Source organism: Agrobacterium sp. SUL3, assembly GCF_001263295.1.
Taxonomy (GTDB): Bacteria; Pseudomonadota; Alphaproteobacteria; order Rhizobiales; family Rhizobiaceae; genus Agrobacterium; species Agrobacterium tomkonis.
In genome coordinates this window covers 63,705-83,785 of the sequence record NZ_KQ414507.1, presented here as the reverse complement: position 1 = coordinate 83,785, position 20,081 = coordinate 63,705, and the positions used below count along the sequence as shown (strand labels likewise).

15 protein-coding genes are annotated in these 20,081 nt (G+C 59.6%); 10 read left to right on the top strand and 5 right to left on the bottom strand.

Annotated elements, in window-relative coordinates; all coding sequences use genetic code 11:
• Positions 1-145 precede the first annotated feature (145 nt).
• The 8 genes from AKG12_RS18165 to AKG12_RS18130 all read left to right on the top strand — a co-directional run bounded on the left by AKG12_RS18165 (position 146) and on the right by AKG12_RS18130 (position 12,987).
• A complete protein-coding gene (locus AKG12_RS18165; protein ID WP_080842888.1) occupies positions 146-2,608 on the top strand; it encodes a glycogen/starch/alpha-glucan phosphorylase in 2,463 nt (820 codons plus the stop codon).
• Entirely contained in the window at positions 2,608-4,815 is a 2,208-nt protein-coding gene (gene glgB, locus AKG12_RS18160) for a 1,4-alpha-glucan branching protein GlgB (RefSeq protein WP_052819952.1), read from the top strand. The genes AKG12_RS18165 and glgB overlap by 1 nt, the downstream gene beginning before the upstream one ends.
• A gap of 21 nt (positions 4,816-4,836) precedes the next feature.
• On the top strand, positions 4,837-6,099 hold the full coding sequence (gene glgC / locus AKG12_RS18155; protein ID WP_046801691.1) for a glucose-1-phosphate adenylyltransferase: 1,263 nt from the start codon (positions 4,837-4,839) through the stop codon (positions 6,097-6,099).
• Positions 6,100-6,104: 5 nt separating this feature from the next.
• Positions 6,105-7,547 carry a glycogen synthase GlgA gene (gene glgA, locus AKG12_RS18150; protein WP_046801690.1) on the top strand — a complete coding sequence of 481 codons (1,443 nt, stop codon included), beginning with the start codon at positions 6,105-6,107 and terminating at the stop codon, positions 7,545-7,547.
• A gap of 4 nt (positions 7,548-7,551) precedes the next feature.
• Positions 7,552-9,180, top strand: a complete 1,629-nt coding sequence (locus AKG12_RS18145) for an alpha-D-glucose phosphate-specific phosphoglucomutase (RefSeq protein ID WP_052819951.1) — start codon at positions 7,552-7,554, stop codon at positions 9,178-9,180.
• Positions 9,181-9,411: 231 nt separating this feature from the next.
• Positions 9,412-11,367, top strand: coding sequence for a glycogen debranching protein GlgX (gene glgX / locus AKG12_RS18140; protein ID WP_052819950.1), 1,956 nt, complete (start codon positions 9,412-9,414; stop codon positions 11,365-11,367).
• A 54-nt stretch (positions 11,368-11,421) separates the two neighbouring features.
• On the top strand, positions 11,422-11,910 hold the full coding sequence (locus AKG12_RS18135; RefSeq protein WP_046801687.1) for a MaoC family dehydratase: 489 nt from the start codon (positions 11,422-11,424) through the stop codon (positions 11,908-11,910).
• A gap of 24 nt (positions 11,911-11,934) precedes the next feature.
• Positions 11,935-12,987, top strand: a complete 1,053-nt coding sequence (locus AKG12_RS18130) for a DUF2332 domain-containing protein (RefSeq protein WP_052819949.1) — start codon at positions 11,935-11,937, stop codon at positions 12,985-12,987.
• On the opposite strand, the gene AKG12_RS18125 is transcribed toward AKG12_RS18130, so the two are convergent.
• The 5 genes from AKG12_RS18125 to AKG12_RS18105 are packed head-to-tail and all read right to left on the bottom strand — an operon-like array spanning position 12,984 to position 18,477.
• Positions 12,984-13,538 (bottom strand): sarcosine oxidase subunit gamma, encoded by a 555-nt coding sequence (locus tag AKG12_RS18125; RefSeq protein WP_052819948.1) that lies wholly within the window; start codon positions 13,536-13,538, stop codon positions 12,984-12,986. The genes AKG12_RS18130 and AKG12_RS18125 overlap by 4 nt on opposite strands.
• Positions 13,531-16,491: a sarcosine oxidase subunit alpha gene (locus tag AKG12_RS18120; protein WP_052819947.1), complete on the bottom strand. Its 2,961-nt coding sequence runs from the start codon at positions 16,489-16,491 to the stop codon at positions 13,531-13,533. The genes AKG12_RS18125 and AKG12_RS18120 overlap by 8 nt, the downstream gene beginning before the upstream one ends.
• Positions 16,488-16,802, bottom strand: coding sequence for a sarcosine oxidase subunit delta (locus AKG12_RS18115; protein ID WP_052819946.1), 315 nt, complete (start codon positions 16,800-16,802; stop codon positions 16,488-16,490). The genes AKG12_RS18120 and AKG12_RS18115 overlap by 4 nt, the downstream gene beginning before the upstream one ends.
• Before the next feature lie 11 nt (positions 16,803-16,813).
• The gene (locus AKG12_RS18110; protein WP_046801681.1) at positions 16,814-17,224 is read right to left on the bottom strand and encodes a hypothetical protein; all 411 of its coding nucleotides are present in this window, start codon (positions 17,222-17,224) and stop codon (positions 16,814-16,816) included.
• A complete protein-coding gene (locus AKG12_RS18105; RefSeq protein ID WP_046801680.1) occupies positions 17,224-18,477 on the bottom strand; it encodes a sarcosine oxidase subunit beta family protein in 1,254 nt (417 codons plus the stop codon). The genes AKG12_RS18110 and AKG12_RS18105 overlap by 1 nt, the downstream gene beginning before the upstream one ends.
• A 318-nt stretch (positions 18,478-18,795) precedes the next feature.
• On the opposite strand from AKG12_RS18105, the gene rpsU reads away from it, so the two are divergent.
• Together rpsU and AKG12_RS18095 are read left to right on the top strand one after the other, a co-directional pair.
• On the top strand, positions 18,796-19,023 hold the full coding sequence (gene rpsU, locus AKG12_RS18100; RefSeq protein ID WP_006313768.1) for a 30S ribosomal protein S21: 228 nt from the start codon (positions 18,796-18,798) through the stop codon (positions 19,021-19,023).
• A 135-nt stretch (positions 19,024-19,158) separates the two neighbouring features.
• Positions 19,159-20,055 (top strand): tetratricopeptide repeat protein, encoded by an 897-nt coding sequence (locus AKG12_RS18095; RefSeq protein WP_046801679.1) that lies wholly within the window; start codon positions 19,159-19,161, stop codon positions 20,053-20,055.
• The last annotated feature ends 26 nt before the right edge of the window (positions 20,056-20,081 follow it).

Below are 20,081 nucleotides of genomic sequence, written 5' to 3'. Positions count from 1 at the left end.
TATTTTTCATAATATTAAGCCCTCCAACTTTCCGCGAAAATTGCTGTTGCCACGCCTCCATATCGATGCATAAACTGGCGTCAGTAAAGGCAAACCGGATCGACCTCATCAGACCCTCTCCTCCCACCAAGGTGCTGACCGACCAATGATCAATAATCTCAACGCCGCCGATCTTCCCCGCCCCGCCCCGCGCAGTTCCAATCCGGAAATCATGGCGGCGGAAATCATCGAGCGACTGACTTACCGTATCGGCAAGGACGTCAAGGTAGCCAAGCCGCATGACTGGCTGACCGCAACCATTCTCGTCGTTCGCGACCGCATCATCGACAAATGGATGGAATCCACCCGCAAGGCCTACGCCAACAATTCCAAGCGCGTTTATTATCTGTCGCTGGAGTTCCTGATTGGCCGCCTCATGCGCGACGCCATTTCCAATATCGGCCTCATGCACGAAATCCGCGATGCGCTGTCCTCGCTCGGTGTCGACCTCGACGTCATTGCCGGGCTGGAGCCGGATGCCGCACTCGGCAATGGCGGCCTTGGCCGTCTCGCCGCCTGCTTCATGGAATCCATGGCAACTGTCGATATTCCCGCCTATGGCTACGGCATTCGTTACGTGCACGGCCTCTTTCGCCAGCAGATGGCGGATGGCTGGCAGGTGGAACTGCCGGAGACCTGGCTGGCGCACGGCAACCCCTGGGAATTCGAACGCCGCGAAAGCTCCTATGAGGTCGGCTTCGGCGGATCGGTGGAAACCATCGGCGGCTATGAAGACCCGCAGCGTTTCGTCTGGAAGCCGGCCGAACGCGTCATCGCCATGGCTTATGACACGCCGGTCGTCGGCTGGCGCGGCACCCGCGTCAACACGCTGCGCCTGTGGTCGGCACAGCCGATCGACCCCATTCTGCTCGCCGCTTTCAATGCTGGCGACCATATCGGCGCATTGCGCGAGAGCAACAAGGCGGAAAGCCTGACACGCGTTCTCTACCCTGCGGATGCAACGCCGGCGGGCCAGGAACTGCGCCTGCGGCAGGAGTTCTTCTTCTCCTCCGCCTCGTTGCAGGACATTCTGCGCCGTCATCTGCAGCAATATCCTGATTTCACTTCGCTGCCGGACAAGGTTTCGATCCAGCTCAACGATACGCATCCGGCCATTTCCATCTGCGAAATGATGCGCCTGCTCTGCGATGTGCATGGCCTTGAATTCGACGAGGCCTGGAAGATCACACAGGGGACTTTCTCCTACACCAACCACACGCTTCTGCCGGAAGCACTGGAAAGCTGGCCGGTGCCGCTGCTCGAGCGTCTTCTGCCAAGACATATGCAGATCGTCTATGCGATCAACGCCAATACGCTGGTCTATGCCCGCAAGGAAAAGAAGATGGCGGATCAGCAGATCCGTTCGATCTCTCTCATTGATGAAGGCGGCGAACGCCGCGTGCGCATGGGCAACCTCGCCTTCATCGGCTCGCATTCGATCAACGGCGTTTCCGCCCTTCATACGGAGCTGATGAAGGAAACGGTGTTTGCCGACCTGCACGGCCTTTACCCTGAGCGTATCAACAACAAAACCAACGGCATCACGCCACGCCGCTGGCTGATGCAATGCAATCCGGGCCTGACAGGGCTGGTGCGCGAAGCGATCGGCGACGACTTCCTCGACGATGCGGAAAAACTCACCGCGCTCGACCGCTTTGCCGACGATGCCGGTTTCCGCGAAAAATTCGCCGAAGTGAAGCGTCTGAACAAGGTGCGCCTTGCCAATACTGTGGCGCAGCGCATGGGCATCCGCGTCGATCCTTCGGCCATGTTCGACATTCAGATCAAGCGCATCCACGAATATAAGCGTCAGCTTCTGAACCTTATCGAAACGGTGGCGCTTTACGACCAGATCCGTTCCCATCCGGAACTGGAATGGGTACCGCGCGTTAAGTTCTTCGCAGGCAAGGCGGCGCCGAGTTATCACAACGCAAAGCTGATCATCAAGCTTGCCAATGATATTGCCAGGGTCATCAATAACGATCCGGCCGTGCGCGGGCTTCTGAAAGTGGTGTTTATTCCGAACTATAACGTCTCGCTTGCGGAAATCATGGTTCCCGCCGCCGATCTCTCGGAACAGATCTCGACCGCCGGCATGGAAGCGTCGGGCACGGGCAACATGAAATTCGCGCTGAACGGCGCGCTCACCATCGGCACGCTCGATGGCGCAAATGTCGAAATGCTCGAACATGTCGGCAGTGACAACATCGTCATCTTCGGCATGACGGCGGAAGAAGTCGCAAACGCGCGTGCCGAAGGTCACAATCCCCGTGCGATCATCGAACAATCCACGGAATTGTCGCAGGCGCTGTCGTCCATTGCGTCAGGCGTGTTCTCGCCCGATGACCGCTCGCGTTTTGCCGGCCTCATCGACGGTATATACAATAGCGACTGGTTCATGGTCGCCGCCGATTTCGACGCCTATGCCGACGCGCAGCGCAAGGTGGATGCGATCTGGAGCGATCAGGATAGCTGGAACACCAAGACAGTGCGCAACACGGCGCGTATGGGCTGGTTCTCGTCCGACAGGACGATCCGGCAATATGCCACCGAGATCTGGAGAGCCTGATGAAAAAACCGCTCAATTCGGCCGAAGAGAAAAAGACTGGCGAAATCACGAAGGCTGAAATCGAGGCGATCAAGAGCGGTTTGCATTCCAACCCCTTTGCCCTTCTCGGCGTTCATGAAACGCCGGAAGGGTTTTCCGCCCGCTGTTTCATTCCGGGCGCCGAGGAAGTGTCCGTCCTCACGCTGGACGGGAACTTCATCGGCGAGTTAAAGCGGCTCGATCCGGAGGGCTTTTTCGAAGGTCCGGTCGAGCTTGCATCGCGCCAGCCGGTGCGTTACCGCGCCGGCCGCGACGATGCCGAATGGGCGGTGACCGACCCCTACAGCTTCGGCCCGGTTCTTGGACCGATGGACGATTATTTCGTCCGTGAAGGCTCGCATCTGCGGCTCTTCGACAGGATGGGCGCACATCCTCTGAAGCTTGAGGGCGTCGAGGGTTTCCACTTTGCCGTCTGGGCACCCAATGCACGGCGCGTTTCTGTGGTCGGCGATTTCAACAATTGGGATGGACGCCGGCATGTCATGCGTTTCCGCAAGGATACCGGCATCTGGGAAATCTTCGCGCCTGACGTCTATGCAGGTTGCGCTTATAAATTCGAAATTCTCGGTGCCAATGGCGAGCTTCTGCCGCTGAAGGCCGACCCTTATGCCCGGCGCGGCGAGTTGCGGCCAAAAAACGCCTCCGTCACCGCGCCGGAACTGGCTCAGAAATGGGAAGACCAGGCTCACCGCGAACATTGGGCGCAGGTGGACCAGCGCCGCCAGCCGATCAGCATTTACGAGGTGCACGCCGGCTCCTGGCAGCGCCGCGAGGATGGCACGTTCCTCAGCTGGGATGAACTGGCCGCCCAGCTCATTCCTTACTGCACGGATATGGGCTTCACCCATATCGAGTTCCTGCCGATTACCGAACATCCCTATGACCCCTCCTGGGGTTACCAGACGACCGGTCTTTATGCCCCGACCGCCCGCTTCGGCGATCCGGAAGGCTTTGCGCGTTTCGTCAACGGCGCTCACAAGGTCGGCATCGGGGTGATCCTCGACTGGGTTCCGGCGCATTTTCCAACCGACGAGCACGGCCTGCGCTGGTTCGACGGCACCGCGCTTTACGAACATGCCGATCCACGTCAGGGTTTTCATCCCGACTGGAACACGGCCATCTATAATTTCGGCCGTGTTGAGGTTATGTCCTACCTCATCAACAATGCGCTTTACTGGGCCGAGAAATTCCATCTCGACGGCCTGCGCGTCGATGCGGTCGCCTCGATGCTTTATCTCGATTATTCCCGCAAGGAAGGCGAGTGGATTCCCAACGAATATGGCGGGCGAGAAAATCTCGAATCCGTCCGCTTCCTGCAGAAGATGAATTCTCTCGTTTATGGCACCCATCCCGGCGTCATGACCATTGCGGAGGAATCCACCTCCTGGCCGAAAGTTTCCCAGCCCGTTCATGAAGGCGGTCTCGGTTTCGGCTTCAAATGGAACATGGGCTTCATGCACGACACGCTGAGCTATTTCTCGCGTGAGCCGGTGCATCGCAAGTTCCACCATCAGGAACTGACCTTCGGTCTGCTTTACGCCTTCACCGAGAATTTCGTGCTGCCGCTTTCCCATGACGAAGTGGTGCACGGCAAGGGATCGCTGATCGCCAAGATGTCCGGCGACGACTGGCAAAAATTCGCCAACTTGCGATCCTATTACGGTTTCATGTGGGGTTATCCCGGCAAGAAGCTTCTGTTCATGGGCCAGGAGTTCGCCCAATGGAGCGAATGGAGCGAAAAGGGCGCTCTCGACTGGAACCTGCGCCAATATCCGATGCATGAGGGCATGCGCCGCCTCGTGCGCGATCTTAACCTCACCTATCGTTCAAAACCCGCTTTGCACGCCCGCGACTGCGAGCCGGAAGGTTTCCGCTGGCTGGTGGTCGAGGACCACGACAATTCCGTCTTTGCCTGGTTGCGCATGGCGCCTGGTGAAAAACCGGTGGCAGTCATCTGCAATCTCACCCCGGTCTACCGGGAAAGTTATTATGTGCCGCTGCCCCAGGCGGGGCGGTGGCGGGAGATTCTCAACACCGACGCCGAAATCTATGGCGGCAGCGGCAAGGGAAATGGCGGACGCGTTCAGGCGGTCGATGCCGGCGGAGAAATCGGGGCGATGCTCGTCCTGCCGCCGCTCGCGACGATCATGCTTGAGCCGGAAAACTGACAGACAGAGAGGGAGGACACCATGTCGGAAAAAAGAGTTCAGCCACTGGCGCGTGATGCAATGGCCTATGTCCTCGCAGGCGGCAGAGGAAGCCGCCTGAAGGAGCTGACGGACCGCCGGGCAAAACCCGCCGTTTATTTCGGCGGCAAGGCGCGCATCATCGATTTTGCGCTCTCCAACGCGCTCAATTCCGGCATTCGCCGCATCGGCGTCGCCACGCAATACAAGGCGCATTCGCTCATCCGCCACCTGCAGCGCGGCTGGGACTTTTTCCGCCCCGAACGTAATGAAAGCTTCGACATTCTGCCGGCCTCGCAGCGCGTGTCCGAAACGCAATGGTATGAAGGCACCGCCGATGCCGTTTACCAGAACATCGACATCATCGAGCCCTATGCGCCGGAATATATGGTCATTCTCGCCGGCGATCACATCTACAAGATGGATTACGAATACATGCTGCAACAGCATGTCGATTCCGGTGCGGATGTGACGATCGGCTGCCTCGAAGTACCACGCATGGAAGCGACCGGCTTCGGTGTGATGCATGTGAACGAAAAAGACGAGATCATCGACTTCATCGAAAAACCGGCCGATCCGCCCGGCATTCCCGGCAATGAGGGCTTCGCGCTCGCCTCCATGGGCATTTATGTCTTCCACACCAAATTCCTGATGGAAGCGCTGCGCCGCGATGCCGCCGACCCGACCTCCAGCCGCGATTTCGGCAAGGACATCATTCCCTATATCGTCAAGCACGGCAAAGCCGTCGCCCATCGCTTCGCGGATTCCTGCGTGCGCTCGGATTTCGAACACGGGCCGTACTGGCGCGATGTCGGCACCATCGATGCCTATTGGCAGGCCAATATCGACCTGACGGATGTGGTGCCCGACCTCGATATCTACGACAAATCCTGGCCGATCTGGACTTACGCGGAAATCACCCCGCCGGCGAAATTCGTGCATGATGACGAGGATCGTCGCGGTTCGGCCGTGTCGTCGGTCGTCTCGGGCGATTGCATCATTTCCGGTGCGGCCCTCACGCGCAGCCTTCTGTTCACAGGCGTGCGCGCCAATTCATACTCCCGCCTTGAGAATGCCGTAGTACTGCCGAGTGTGAAGATCGGGCGTCATGCCCAGCTCAGCAATGTCGTCATCGACCATGGCGTGGTCATTCCGGAAGGACTGATTGTAGGAGAAGACCCAGAACTGGATGCCAAACGTTTCCGCCGCACTGAAAATGGCATTTGCCTTATCACCCAATCGATGATCGACAAGCTGGACCTGTAGAGCCCATGAATGTCCTTTCGGTTTCATCCGAAATCTATCCCCTGATCAAGACCGGAGGGCTCGCCGACGTTGTCGGCGCGCTGCCCATCGCGCTCGAAGCCCATGGCGTCAGAACGCGAACATTGATACCCGGCTATCCGGCGGTGAAAGCCGCCGTGACGGACCCCGTCAAATGTTTCGAATTTTCCGATCTGCTCGGTGAAAAAGCCGAGGTGCTCGAGGTGCGGCACGAAGGGTTGGATCTCCTCATTCTCGATGCACCCGCTTATTACGAACGGTCCGGTGGCCCTTATCTCAATCAGGCCGGCAAGGATTATCCTGATAATTGGAAACGTTTTGCGGCGTTGTCGCTGGCGGCGGCCCGTATTGCCGCCGGTGTGCTTCCCGGCTGGCGGCCGGATATGGTGCACGCCCATGACTGGCAGGCCGCCATGACACCGGTCTATATGCGTTATGCCGAAACGCCTGAGATTCCGAGCCTTCTCACCATCCACAACATCGCCTTCCAGGGCCAGTTCGGTGCCAACATCTTCAGCCGCCTGGCACTACCTGCCCATGCCTTCGGCATGGAGGGCATCGAATATTATAATGATGTCAGTTTCCTCAAGGGCGGCCTGCAGACTGCGACGGCGCTCAGCACCGTCAGCCCGTCTTACGCAGAGGAAATCCTGACCCCGCAATTCGGCATGGGGCTGGAGGGAGTGATCAGCAGCCGCGCCCATGTGCTGCACGGCATCGTCAACGGCATCGACGCCGATGTCTGGAACCCGGCCACCGACCATCTGATCCACGACAATTATTCCGCCGCCAATCTCAAGAACCGCGCGCTGAACAAGAAGGCGGTCGCTGAGCATTTCCGCATCGATGATGACGACAGCCCGCTTTTCTGCATCATTTCCCGCCTCACCTGGCAGAAGGGCATCGACCTCATGGCGGAAGCCGTGGACGAGATCGTTGCCCTCGGCGGTCGTCTCGTCGTGCTCGGCGCGGGCGAAGTGGCGCTGGAAGGCGCGCTTCTGGCGGCCGCATCCCGCCACCACGGCCGTGTCGGCGTTGCCATCGGTTATAACGAACCCCTGTCGCATCTGATGCAGGCGGGCTGCGATGCGATCATCATTCCCTCGCGCTTCGAACCCTGCGGCCTCACGCAGCTTTACGCACTGCGTTACGGCTGTATTCCGGTGGTTGCCCGCACCGGCGGCCTTGCCGACACCGTGATCGACGCCAATCACGCCGCCCTTGCCAGCAAGGCAGCGACCGGCGTGCAATTTTCCCCCGTCACGCTCGATGGTCTCAAACAGGCGATCCGCCGGACCGTGCGTTATTACCACGACCCGAAACTATGGACACAAATGCAGAAACTCGGAATGAAATCCGATGTTTCCTGGGAAAAAAGCGCCGGTCTTTACGCCGCGCTTTACAGCCAGCTTATTTCGAAAGGCCATTGAAACAATGATCAAGACTATCAAGACCAAGCCCTATCAGGACCAGAAGCCGGGCACTTCCGGCCTGCGCAAGAAGGTGCCAGTCTTCGCCCAGGAAAATTACGCCGAGAATTTCATCCAGTCGATCTTCGACGCACTGGAAGGTTTTCAGGGCCAGACGCTGGTGATCGGCGGCGACGGCCGTTATTACAACCGGGAAGTTATCCAGAAGGCGATCAAGATGGCCGCCGCTGCCGGTTTCGGCAAGGTTCTGGTCGGTCAGGGCGGCATTCTTTCCACGCCGGCCGCCTCCAACATTATCCGCAAATACAAGGCCTTTGGCGGCATCGTTCTTTCCGCCAGCCACAATCCCGGCGGCCCGAACGAAGATTTCGGCATCAAATACAATATCGGCAATGGCGGCCCGGCACCGGAAAAGATCACCGACGCGATCTATGCCCGTTCCAAGGTCATCGACAGCTACAGGATTTCCGATGCCGCCGATATCGATCTCGACAAGGTGGGCAGCTTCAAAGTCGATGAGCTGACGGTGGAGGTGATCGATCCGGTCACCGATTACGCCGCCCTGATGGAAGAGCTCTTCGATTTCGATGCGATCCGTGCGCTGATTGCCGGCGGCTTCAAGGTCGTGGTCGATTCCATGAGCGCCGTTACCGGCCCTTATGCCGTGGACATCATCGAAAAGCGCCTCGGCGCGCCAAAAGGCTCTGTCCGCAACGCAACGCCGCTGCCGGATTTCGGCGGACACCATCCAGACCCCAACCTTGTCCACGCCAAGGAGCTTTATGACGATGTCATGAGCCCGCAGGGACCGGATTTCGGTGCGGCTTCCGATGGCGATGGCGACCGCAACATGGTTGTCGGCAAGGGCATGTTCGTCACCCCCTCCGACAGCCTCGCCATCATCGCGGCCAATGCCAAACTGGCGCCCGGTTATGCCGCCGGCATTTCCGGCATTGCCCGCTCCATGCCAACAAGTGCCGCAGCGGACCGTGTCGCCGAAAAGCTCGGGCTTGGCATGTATGAGACGCCGACCGGCTGGAAATTCTTCGGCAACCTCATGGACGCCGGCAAGGTAACGATCTGTGGCGAGGAAAGTTTTGGCACCGGCTCCAACCATGTGCGTGAAAAGGATGGCCTCTGGGCCGTGCTGTTCTGGCTGAACATCGTCGCCGCCCGCAAGGAAAGCGTAAAAGACATCGTCACCAGGCACTGGGCCGAATATGGCCGCAACTATTATTCCCGCCATGACTATGAAGAAGTTGATTCAGACGCCGCCAACACGCTGGTCGCCACGCTGCGCGAAAAACTCGCCACACTTCCCGGCACCAGCTACGGCAATCTGAAGGTCGCGGCTGCGGATGATTTTGCCTATCACGATCCTGTCGATCAGTCGGTGAGCAAAAATCAGGGCATCCGCATCCTGTTCGAGGGCGGTTCGCGCATCGTGCTGCGCCTTTCCGGCACCGGCACGGCAGGCGCGACGCTGAGGCTTTACGTTGAGCGTTACGAGGCGGATGCGGCCCGCCACGGCATAGAAACCCAGGAGGCGCTGGCCGACCTGATTGCCGTTGCCGATACGATCGCCGGTATCAAGGCCCATACTGGCCGCAACGAACCGAGCGTTATTACGTGAAATTGCCACGGCGCGCGTCTCTTCCGGGAGCGCGCGCCGCGCAATAGGCATCTGGCAAGGCAGCTTATCGGGGTGACACACCCTTCGCCACATTCGGCGTCATCCTCGGGGTTGACCCGAGGATGACGGAAGAGAGGTTTCAGCCCTTTTGAGTTTGGGGTGAGAGCATAAGCCTCCTCCAATCCAGCCGATGCCTTTGAGAAAAAACATCATCCCCATCGGAGGCGATCCATGCAGAACCCACCCGTTTTCCCCAAAGGCGCAATCCAGACGGAAAACGGAACGGAATTCACGGTCTATTCCCGGCACGCTTCCCAGATCGATCTTTGCCTTTTCGATGCAGCCGGTGAAAAGGAGACCGCCCGTCTGCCAATGAAGCGCGGAGAGGATGATATTCACCGTTTGACGGTGACGGACACCGGTTCCGGCACGCGATACGGTTACCGCGCCCACGGAATTTACGCCCCCGAACACGGCCTGTGGTTCGATCCATCAAAACTGCTGCTCGACCCCTATGCCACGGAGATCGACCGCCCCTTCCGGCACGATCCGGCGCTATACGCTTTTGGCGAAGACACGGGCGGCATCATGCCCAAGGCGATCCTTTCACAATACGAACCGCCCAAACGCCAGGCGCCGCTTTTTGTCGAAGGCGGGCTGATTTACGAACTTGCGATCAAATCCTTCAGCAAATTGCATCCCGAAGTGCCGGAAAACATAAGGGGCACCGTCGCGGCGCTGGCTCATCCCGCCATCATCGCGCACCTGAAAAAAATCGGCGTGGATGCCGTGGAACTGATGCCGATCACTGCCTGGATCGACGAGCGGCACCTGCCGCCGCTCGGCCTTTCCAATGCCTGGGGCTACAACCCGGTCGGCTTCATGGCGCTCGATCCGCGCCTCTGCCCCGGCGGCGTGCGGGAATTACGCGATACGGTAGCCGCGCTGCATGCGGAAGGTATAGGCGTCATTCTCGATCTGGTCTTCAACCATACCGGTGAGAGCGACATTGAAGGGTCGGTTTTGTCGTTGCGTGGCCTCGACAATCTCACCGCCTTTCGACACCCGCCCGGAGAACCGGGCTTGCTCATTAATGATACCGGCACCGGCAATACGGTCGCCTGCGATCATCCCTATGTGCGCCAGCTCATCATCGATGCGCTCAGGCATTTTGTCGTGAATGCTGGTGTGGACGGCTTCCGTTTCGATCTGGCACCCGTGCTCGGTCGAACGGCCAATGGCTTCGATATGGCCAGCGAAACGCTTGATGCCATGCATTCGGACGCAGTGCTTCACGACCGTGTGCTGATCGCCGAACCATGGGATATCGGCCCCGGCGGTTACCAGCTCGGCAATTTCCCCGAAAGCTTTCTGGAATGGAACGACCGTGCCCGTGACGATATGCGCCGGTTCTGGCGCGGTGATGCGGGAACCACCGGGGCGCTCGCCGATGCACTATCCGGTTCGTCGCCGATCTTTTCACGCCATGGCCGCTCAAGAAGCCGCAGCGTCAATTTCCTTGCCGCCCATGACGGCTTCACGCTGTTCGATCTCGTCAGCCACGAACACAAGCACAATGAAAAAAACGGCGAAAACAATCGCGACGGCCACAATGAAAACCATTCCTGGAACAATGGCGTAGAAGGCCCAAGCGATGATCCCGCCATTGTCGCTGCGCGCCTTGCTGATGTGAAGGCGCTGCTTTCCACGCTTTTCGTCAGCCGCGGCGCATTGATGCTCACCGCTGGCGATGAGGGCGGCCGCAGCCAGCAGGGCAACAACAACGCCTATTGTCAGGACAATGAGATCAACTGGGTCGACTGGTCATCGCTTTCCCCGGAACTGATCGATCACACCGCGTTTCTTTCCGCACTGCGCAAACGCTTCAGCGTGTTTTCGCAAACCGCATTTTTCTCCGGCAAGGACGATGTGGCGTGGCTTGCTCCCGGCGGCGAACCCATGACGGTTTCGGACTGGGAAAGACCGGACGGACCGGCCTTCGCCATGGTACTTTCCACCTCCGATCACGAGAGGGGAAACGAGGTCGAACTCGCGGTGCTCATCAACCGCAGCCGCGAGATTGTGCCCTTTACCTTGCCCGGCAATGGCTGGAGAGCTATCGGCACAGATTTCGGTAATCCCGCTTTCCTGCCTGCCCGTTCGGTGGTGTTTTATCTGCGCGGTTGATCGCCTGGCACCGGCACCTTTATATGGCGTGCGACGCAACCGGAAAGAGACATTATGGCAAAGGACATAGGGCTGGCGGAGATTAAAAGTCTCGTCGGCACGGAAATGGGCGTTTCCGACTGGATCATCGTGGATCAGACGATGATTGACGCCTTCGCAAAAGCAACTTTGGACGAACAGTTCATCCACACGGACCCGGAGCGCGCCAAAGCGGAAAGCCCCTTCGGCGGTACTATCGCGCATGGGTTCCTGACGCTGTCTTTGCTTTCGGCGCTGTATTACGACGCCGTGCCCCCTATTCGCGAGCAGATCATGGGCCTCAATTACGGCTTCGACGCCGTGCGTTTCGTCGCGCCGGTTAAAAGTGGTGCGCGGGTGCGCGGCCGGTTCATCCTGGCGGAAGCCCGCTTTCGCGGCGCCGCCATGCTGATGACGACCTATGACGTGACAGTGGAGATTGAAAACGAAAGAAAGCCGGCGCTCACCGCCCGCTGGACGACAATCACCCAGTTCAATCCGGAGGACAGGCCGGACGATATCTGACCCACGGACCAAGGGAGAGACCGCATGCATGATGAAGCCGTAAGAAATGCGTTTCTCGTTCAGGCGAGGGCTTGCGACAGCCTCGGCTCGCCCTTTACCGCAAGGCTTTGCCGCGCAGTCTCGGCGCGGCTGGACCGCCAGACGGAAGTGGGCCAGAAAATCCTGTCCTGGCCGGGCGATGTCGGCCCCTCCGGCGATTCCGTTCCCTTGCGGCTGGCGGGCGCCCTGCACGCGCTTGCCATTGAGGACAAGATCACGCCGCTTGTCGATATCGCACCCGAAAACGACGATACGCTGTGGCAGGCCTGCGCAGATGCGTTGCGCTTTCATGCAGCCTTTATCCTCGAGAGGTTGAAATCACCACCGCAGACCAACGAAGTGCGGCGTTCCGCAGTGCTGCTGCCGGGGTTTCTGACGATTGCAGCGCTCGCCGGCAAGCCGCTGGCGCTTTCGGAAGTTGGCGCCAGCGCCGGGCTGAACCTGCAATTTGACCGTTACCAGTATCGACTGGGCGACCTCGCATGGGGTGACAAGTCGGATGTCTTTCTTTCGCCGGAATGGCGCGGAAACGCATCGCCGCCCGATCGTCGGATTGAGGTCATCGAGCGCGCCGGCTGCGATCTCAACCCGCTCGACCCGTCATCCGCCGAGGATCGCCTGCGCTTGATGTCCTATGTCTGGGCTGACCAGACCGACAGGCTGGAGCGAACGGCAGCGGCTCTACAGATTGCTGTGGAGAACGGCTTACACGTCGAAAAGGCCGATGCGATCGACTGGCTGAAACGACGCCTTGCCACACCGCATTCGGGCGCCACCCATGTCATCTACCATTCCGTCGCCTGGCAATATCTGCCGGATGCCTTGAAGCAGACCGGAGAAGCCTTGATTGCGGAGGCAGGCGCCCGCGCAACGCCGGAGGCTCCGCTTGCCCGCCTGCAGATGGAAGCGGACCAGACGCCGGGCAGCGCCGCGATTACCCTGCAAATCTGGCCGACTGGCGAGAAACAGGAAATCGGCCGAGCCGATTTTCACGGGCGTTGGGTGGAATGGCACGGCTGGAAAAACCAGCGGATTTAAACCGCCACATCCTCAGCCGCCTCCTGCAGCAGCCCGCCGACATAGTCGGCGAAGGAACGCCAGCATTCCACCCGGAACGTATCGTCGGTCACGCGTAGCAGAACCACTTCCGCCTTGCCGAAAACCGTGCGCGAGCAGGCGCCGACCGGGAATCGTGTCAGAGACAGATCCTGCGGGCAACCGGCATTGAGTGCGGCCTCCGCACCGGGGCCGGAGACGATGATAGCCGTATTACGGTGAGAAATGTCGGTTGCCGAAAACAGGCCGGAGACGCCGGAGAGCACTGCCATCAGGTCGCTTTCGCTCTGATCGATCACCAGCCATTCATCCGGGCCGAGCCAGAGAGCAGAGCGCAGACCCGAGGTGACGGCGCTTTTCGGGCTGGTGGGCAAGGAAAGACCAAGCGCTTCCGAAAGGGCCGGCACAGCGCTTTCCCGCGCGCGCAGCGACAGCCGCGATGCGGAAGCGGCAGGTTTCAGCGAGACGAAGGGCGAGCCACCATGGAAATCCTCAAGCACGGATTTGCGTTTTGCGTGAAGCATATCAGCCATTGAGACGGGCCCCTTCCTTGTCGAGAAAGACCATGTCGGTCACTTCGACGGCAATGGTTTTATCGGCGAGCGGGATATAGAGTGTTTCGCCCAAACGCGCCCTGCCATCCGCCACCAGCGCAAAGGCGATGGAATGGCCGAGATTTGCCGACCAGTAGGCGGATGTCACATGGCCGAGCATGGTCATGGGTTTCGGCTGGTTCGGATCGACAACGATCTGGCCGCCCTCTTCCGGAACGGTCAGCCTGTCCTTCGTCTTCAGACCCACCAGCTGCTTGCGGCCGGAGCGCGTGAGATCAAGGCGCTTAAGACCGCGAATACCGACGAAATCCGTCTTCTTCTTGGAAACCGCCCAGCTGAGCCCGGCATCGTCAGGCGTCACCGTGCCGTCGGTATCCTGCCCGACGATGATATAGCCCTTTTCGGCACGCAGGATATGCATGGTTTCGGTGCCATAAAGGCAACCGCCAACGGCTTCGGCCCTTTCCCGGATGGCAGACCAGACGGCTGCGCCGTAATCGGCCGGAACGTTGATTTCGAAACCAAGCTCGCCGGTGAAAGAGACGCGAAAAAGCCGCGTCGGCACGCCGCAGAACTTGCCCTCGGCCACCGCCATATGCGGGAAGGCTTCCGGTGAAAGGTCGATACCCTCGACGAAGGGAGCGATTACCTCCCGCGCCTTCGGCCCCTGCACGGCAATGACAGCCCATTGTTCGGTGGCCGAGGTCAGCCAGACATTGAGATCGGGGAATTCGGTCTGGAGATAATCCTCCATGTGCTGCAGAACACGCGGCGCGCCGCCCGTCGTCGTCGTCACGTGGAAGCGGTCCTCGGCAAGACGCCCGACGACGCCGTCATCGTAAACGAAGCCGTCTTCACGGGTCATGATACCATAACGGCAGCGGCCGGGTTTCAGCGTATCCCAGGCATTGGTGTAGATAAGGTTGAGAAACTTCGCCGCGTCAGGGCCGACCACCTCGATCTTGCCGAGCGTCGAGGCATCGAAGACGCCAACGCTGTCTCGCACCATCTTGCACTCGCGGTTGATTGCTTCGTGCATGTCCTCGCCCGCACGCGGGAAGAACCAGGCGCGCTTCCAGTTTCCGACATCCTCGAACACCGCACCTGCCGCCGCCTCTTCGTCGTGCATCGGCGTCTTGCGGGCCGGATCGAACAATGCGCCGCGCGAATGGTTGATCAGCGTACCGAAGGTAACCGGCGTATAGGGCTGACGGAACGTGGTGAGGCCGACCTTGGGCAAATCCCGACCCAGCGCTTCGGATGCAATGGCGAGACCGTGCATATTGGACATCTTGCCCTGATCCGACGCCATGCCATTGGTGGTGAAGCGTTTGATGTGCTCGACGGAATGCATGCCCTCACGCACGGCAAGGCGGATATCCTTGGCGCAGACATCATGCTGGAAGTCGATGAAAGCCTTGACGCCGGTGCCCTCACCCGCGCCTTCGGCAGCGCCGATCATACCGCCGGTCCAGCCACGGGCATTCTCGCCGGAAAACTCCACAGCGGAACCGCCAGCAGCGGCCGCTTCGGCAATCACCGCCGCAAGGTCGTCCGTGCCGTTGCAGGTGCCGACGGAAACACAGTCCTGAACGTGGATATCGGGCAGGAAGCGTTGGTTAGCCGCGTCAAACTTCAGCTTGCCGCGTGATTGCGAAAAGAGATGTACCGACGGCGTCCAGCCGGCGGAAACGACTAGCGCATCAATGGCGATCTTGCGTTTGTTGGAGCCACCATTGCGGCCAACGGTCATGGACGACACGCGCAGACGCCCGGCCGTATTATAAACGCTGTGGCCCGCCAACACTTCGATGCCGAGCGCCCGCGCCTCATCCAGCAACCGCCGATCCGGGTTCTCGCGGCAATCGACGATGGCGGCGATCTTCACGCCGGCCTTCTTCAGGTCGAAAGCCGTTTCATAGGCTGAATCATGGGCGGTGTAGACACCGACATTGTGGCCGACAGCCACCCCGTAGTGATTGAGATATGTGCGTGCCGCCGATGCCAGCATGATGCCCGGACGGTCATTATTGGCGAAGACCATGTGGCGCTCGATCGCGCCCGCCGCCAGAACGACTTTTTTGGCGCGCACCTGCCACAGCCGCTCGCGCGGCTGGTGTCTGGCGGGCGTGGCGAGGTGATCGGTCACGCGCTCTGCCAGCGCCACGAAATTGTGGTTGTAATAACCGAAGGCTGTCGTGCGGGTCAGAACCCGGACGTTAGGCAGGGACTTCAGTTCGGCGAGAACCTTCTGCGCCCACTCATAGCCGGGCAGGCCATCGATAACCGCTCCCGTGTCGAAGCGCAGCGCGCCGCCGATTTCGGCATTCTCATCCACCAGAATGACGCTGGCGCCGGTATTCGCCGCAGCCAGCGCTGCCGTCAGACCGGCAACACCACCACCGGCCACCAGCAGGTCACAATGGGCATAACGGCCGGAATAATGATCCGCATCGGGTTCGCGCGGCACCTTGCCGAGACCGGCAGCGCGGCGGATGATCGGTTCATAGATCTTGTGCCAGGCGGCCTTCGGCCACATGAAAGTCTTGTAGTAGAAGCCAGCTGCAAACATCGGCGAAAGGAAGTCGTTGATCGCGCTGATATCGAAGGACAGCGACGGAAAGCGGTTCTGCGAGGCGATGATTGCACCGTCGAACACATCCTGCACCGTTGCGCGCACATTCGGCTGCTTGCGCATGCTATCGCGTGAGACGTCGATCAGCGCATTCGGCTCTTCCGGCCCTGCAGACAGGAAACCACGCGGCCGGTGATATTTAAACGAGCGGCCGATCAAATGCACGCCGTTTGCGAGAAGCGCTGAGGCAACCGTGTCGCCTTCCAGCGCGGAATAAATCTTGCCGTCGAAGGTGAAACGCGCCGTTCTGGCCGGCGTCAGGCGGCCAGCGCCCTTTATACGGTAATCGCCGCTCATTGCCCGGCTCCCTTTTCTCCAGACAGGACAGTCTCGACATCCGGCTTCGGCTCGCCGGCCCTGTAGGTCATCAGGAATTTATCGCTGACGGAATCGCGGGCGGCGTTAAAGAACCGGCCGCAGCCATGGATATGCCGCCAGCGCTCAAAAACGAGACCCTTGTCATTGTCGCGGATGAAGAAATATTCGGCGAAAGCCTCGTCCGAGATATCGGCGATGTTTTCCGGCCGAGCGATATGGGCTTCGCCCGCCCAGCGGAATTCCAGTTCGGAACGGTCTTCCCCGCAATAGGGGCAATGGATCAGAAGCATCGTCGCTCCACCTAGAGAGAATTTTCCGGAAGGACGCTTCCGGCGGGTTGGTCACATAGCCGCTTTCCCATCGCAACAAAGGGGGAAAGCCGCGTCAGAAGCTGCGCGAAATTATCGAAGGGGCGTAGCGCCGAGGCCCGGCCCATATTGACGATGGCAACCGCCATCATGTCGGTATCGATTGCGAAGGGATAGTCCTGCTCGCCATCCTCCTTCTCGCCGACGAAATAGACCATCTTGTCCGCGAGACTTGGAGCACACAGCAGCAGGCCTTTTTCCGCCACGAAAGGCCAGTCTTTCTCACCCTGCATCTTCGCAATTTTTTGACTGCGAAAATCCTCGGCCTCGGGAATGATGCTGCCGACGGGCACGACCGCGACCGCGCCAGATATATTGATCGCGAGCACAGCCGCCGCCAGCATCAATGCGCCACCGCGGCAGCGGCGGCCTCATCGATGAGCCGGCCGGTGCGGAACCGGTCGAGTGTCAGCCCGGCGGCAAGGCGATGCGGCTCACCGCGGGCGATGAGATGGGCAAAGAGATTGGCCGAACCCGGCGTCGCCTTGAAACCACCCGTACCCCAGCCGCAATTGACAAAGAGGTTCGGCACCGGCGTCACGCTCTGGATGGCCGAACGGTCGGGCGTGTTGTCGGTAATGCCGCCCCATTGGCGCATCATCTTGACACGACGGAAGATCGGGAACAGCTCGCAGATGGCATCGAGCGTATGGGTGATGATCTGCAGGCCGCCGGTCTGGGAATAGGAATTATACTGGTCCGTGCCAGCGCCGATGACCAGTTCCCCCTTGTCGGACTGCGAAATATAGGCGTGCACCGTGTTGGACATCACGACGCAAGGGAAGATCGGCTTCAGCGGCTCTGACACCAGCGCCTGCAGCGGGTTGGAATGCAGGGGCACCCGCACATCCGCCATCTTCATGAGAACCGAGGAGTGGCCGGCGGCGGAAACGCCGATCTTCTTGGCGCCGATGAAACCGCGATTGGTTTCTACACCCGTCACTGCCCCGTCCGGCCCGCGCCTGATGGCCGTGACCTCGCAATTCTGGATGATGTGCACACCGCGATCGGAGGCGGCGCGGGCATAACCCCAGGCCACCGCATCGTGGCGCGCCGTGCCGCCACGGCGCTGGAGTGCTGCGCCATTGATCGGATAACGCGCATTGCCGGAAATATCGAGCGGCGGACAATAGGCTTTGGCCTGTTCGGGCGTCAGCCACTCATTGTCGATACCATAGAGACGGTTGGCATTGATGTGCCGGCTGAAGGACTGCCGGTCGTGAATATTGTGCGACAACATCATCACGCCACGCGCTGAATACATGACGTTGTAATTGAGATCCTGGCTCAGGCCTTCCCACAGTTTGAGGGAATGCTCGTAAATATCCATGCTCTCTTCATAGAGATAGTTGGAACGGATGATGGTGGTGTTGCGGCCGGTATTGCCGCCGCCAAGCCAGCCCTTTTCCAGCACCGCGACATTGGTGATGCCGTGTTCCTTGGCAAGATAATAGGCCGCCCCCAGACCGTGGCCGCCGCCGCCGATGATGATGACGTCATAATCCTTGCGCGGCTCGGGTGATGCCCATTGCGCATCCCAGCCTTTATGACCCCTGAGCGCCTCACGCGCCACGGCAAAAACGGAATATTTGCGCATTCGCAATCTGCTCCTCAAGAACCGGCCAGAAACCGGAAGCATAGTTCCGGCCCGCATCATACACATGGCAAATCGGGATGGGAGGCAATATCCATTTTGCGACGCCGCAATGCTTTTGTTTCGACATGACCGCGAGAATGGCGGAGGGGTCGCATTTTAGCTGTTGTTTGCGGGTTATCGGCTGGACTTGGCGTAAATGATCTGATAATGCACGACACCAATCGCACGGCTAAAAAGGCCAAGCGAACGATTTTGTGTTTGCGTGCGAATGCCTTTATTCGCACAGCAAGATAACCAAACTAAAGGAACGGGTTTAACGTGCAGGTACTAGTCCGCGACAATAACGTTGATCAGGCGCTTCGCGCCCTCAAGAAAAAGATGCAGCGCGAAGGCATTTTCCGTGAAATGAAAATGCGCGATTATTACGAAAAGCCCTCCCAGAAGCGCGCCCGCGAAAAGGCTGAAGCCGTTCGCCGCGTTCGCAAGCTGGCACGCAAGCGCGCACAGCGCGAAGGTCTGATTGCGGCCCCGCGCGCGAGCCGTTAATAGGCCGTCTTTTGGACGTTTTTGAATGCTTGTTGGGCGGGGGCGATCAATTCGCCGCCGCTCTTTGTGTTTGTGGTCGGAGACAAATCGTGGGACAACGATTATGAGACCGGCCTGCGAGGGAACCCACACCGAATGATCGCTGTCGATGCCTGTGTTGTGAAAAACTCCGATGCCTCCACGCGGCGGGTGCCATTGAAAAACAACAGAGGGTTTCGTGCTTCTCTGGTCGTCTGCACCGTGCTCGCCGGTCTTTCCGGTTGCGCGACATCCAACCAGACGGAAGACGTGTTCAGGATCGACCGCGCCCAGGGCTCGCAGGAAAACATCGCCTCGCTCACCTCGGTCATCAACGCCAATCCGCAGGATCCGGAAGGCTACAATGTCCGTGGCTCGGCTTACGGCCGCGCGGGTGATTCCCGCCGCGCCATCGAAGACTTCAACAAGGCATTGCAGCTGAACCCGCGCTTCTATCAGGCTTACGCCAACCGCGCGCTCGTTTATCGCAACTCCGGTCAGCAGCAGCAGGCCCTGCAGGATTATAACGCCGCCCTGCAGATCAATGCGAGCTATGATGTGGCGCTGATCGGCCGTGGCAATCTTTACCGCCAGTCGGGACGGGTCAACGAAGCGTTCGACGATTTCTCCCGCGCCATCCAGCTTGAAACCACGGATGGACGCGCATGGCACAATCGCGGCTTGATCTACCAGCTGCGCAACCAGCACGCCCAGGCCATCGAGGACTTCTCCAAGGCGATTTCCCTGTCTTCCACCTCGCCGGAACCCTATAACGGCCGTGGCCTCTCCTATGTCGCCTTGAACGACGACGAAAACGCATTCGCGGATTTCAATCACGCTATTTCGCTTGATGGCAATGTCGCCGAATCCTGGGCCAACCAGGCGTTGGTCTATGAGCGGCGCGGCGAGATGGCCAAGGCCGCCAAGTCCTATTCCCACGCGGCGCGGCTCGATCCGAAATACAAGCCGGCGCTCGATGGTGTTGCCCGCACACGCGGCGCCAGCGCCTCCTGAAGCCAAGGCGGACGCCAACAAAAAAG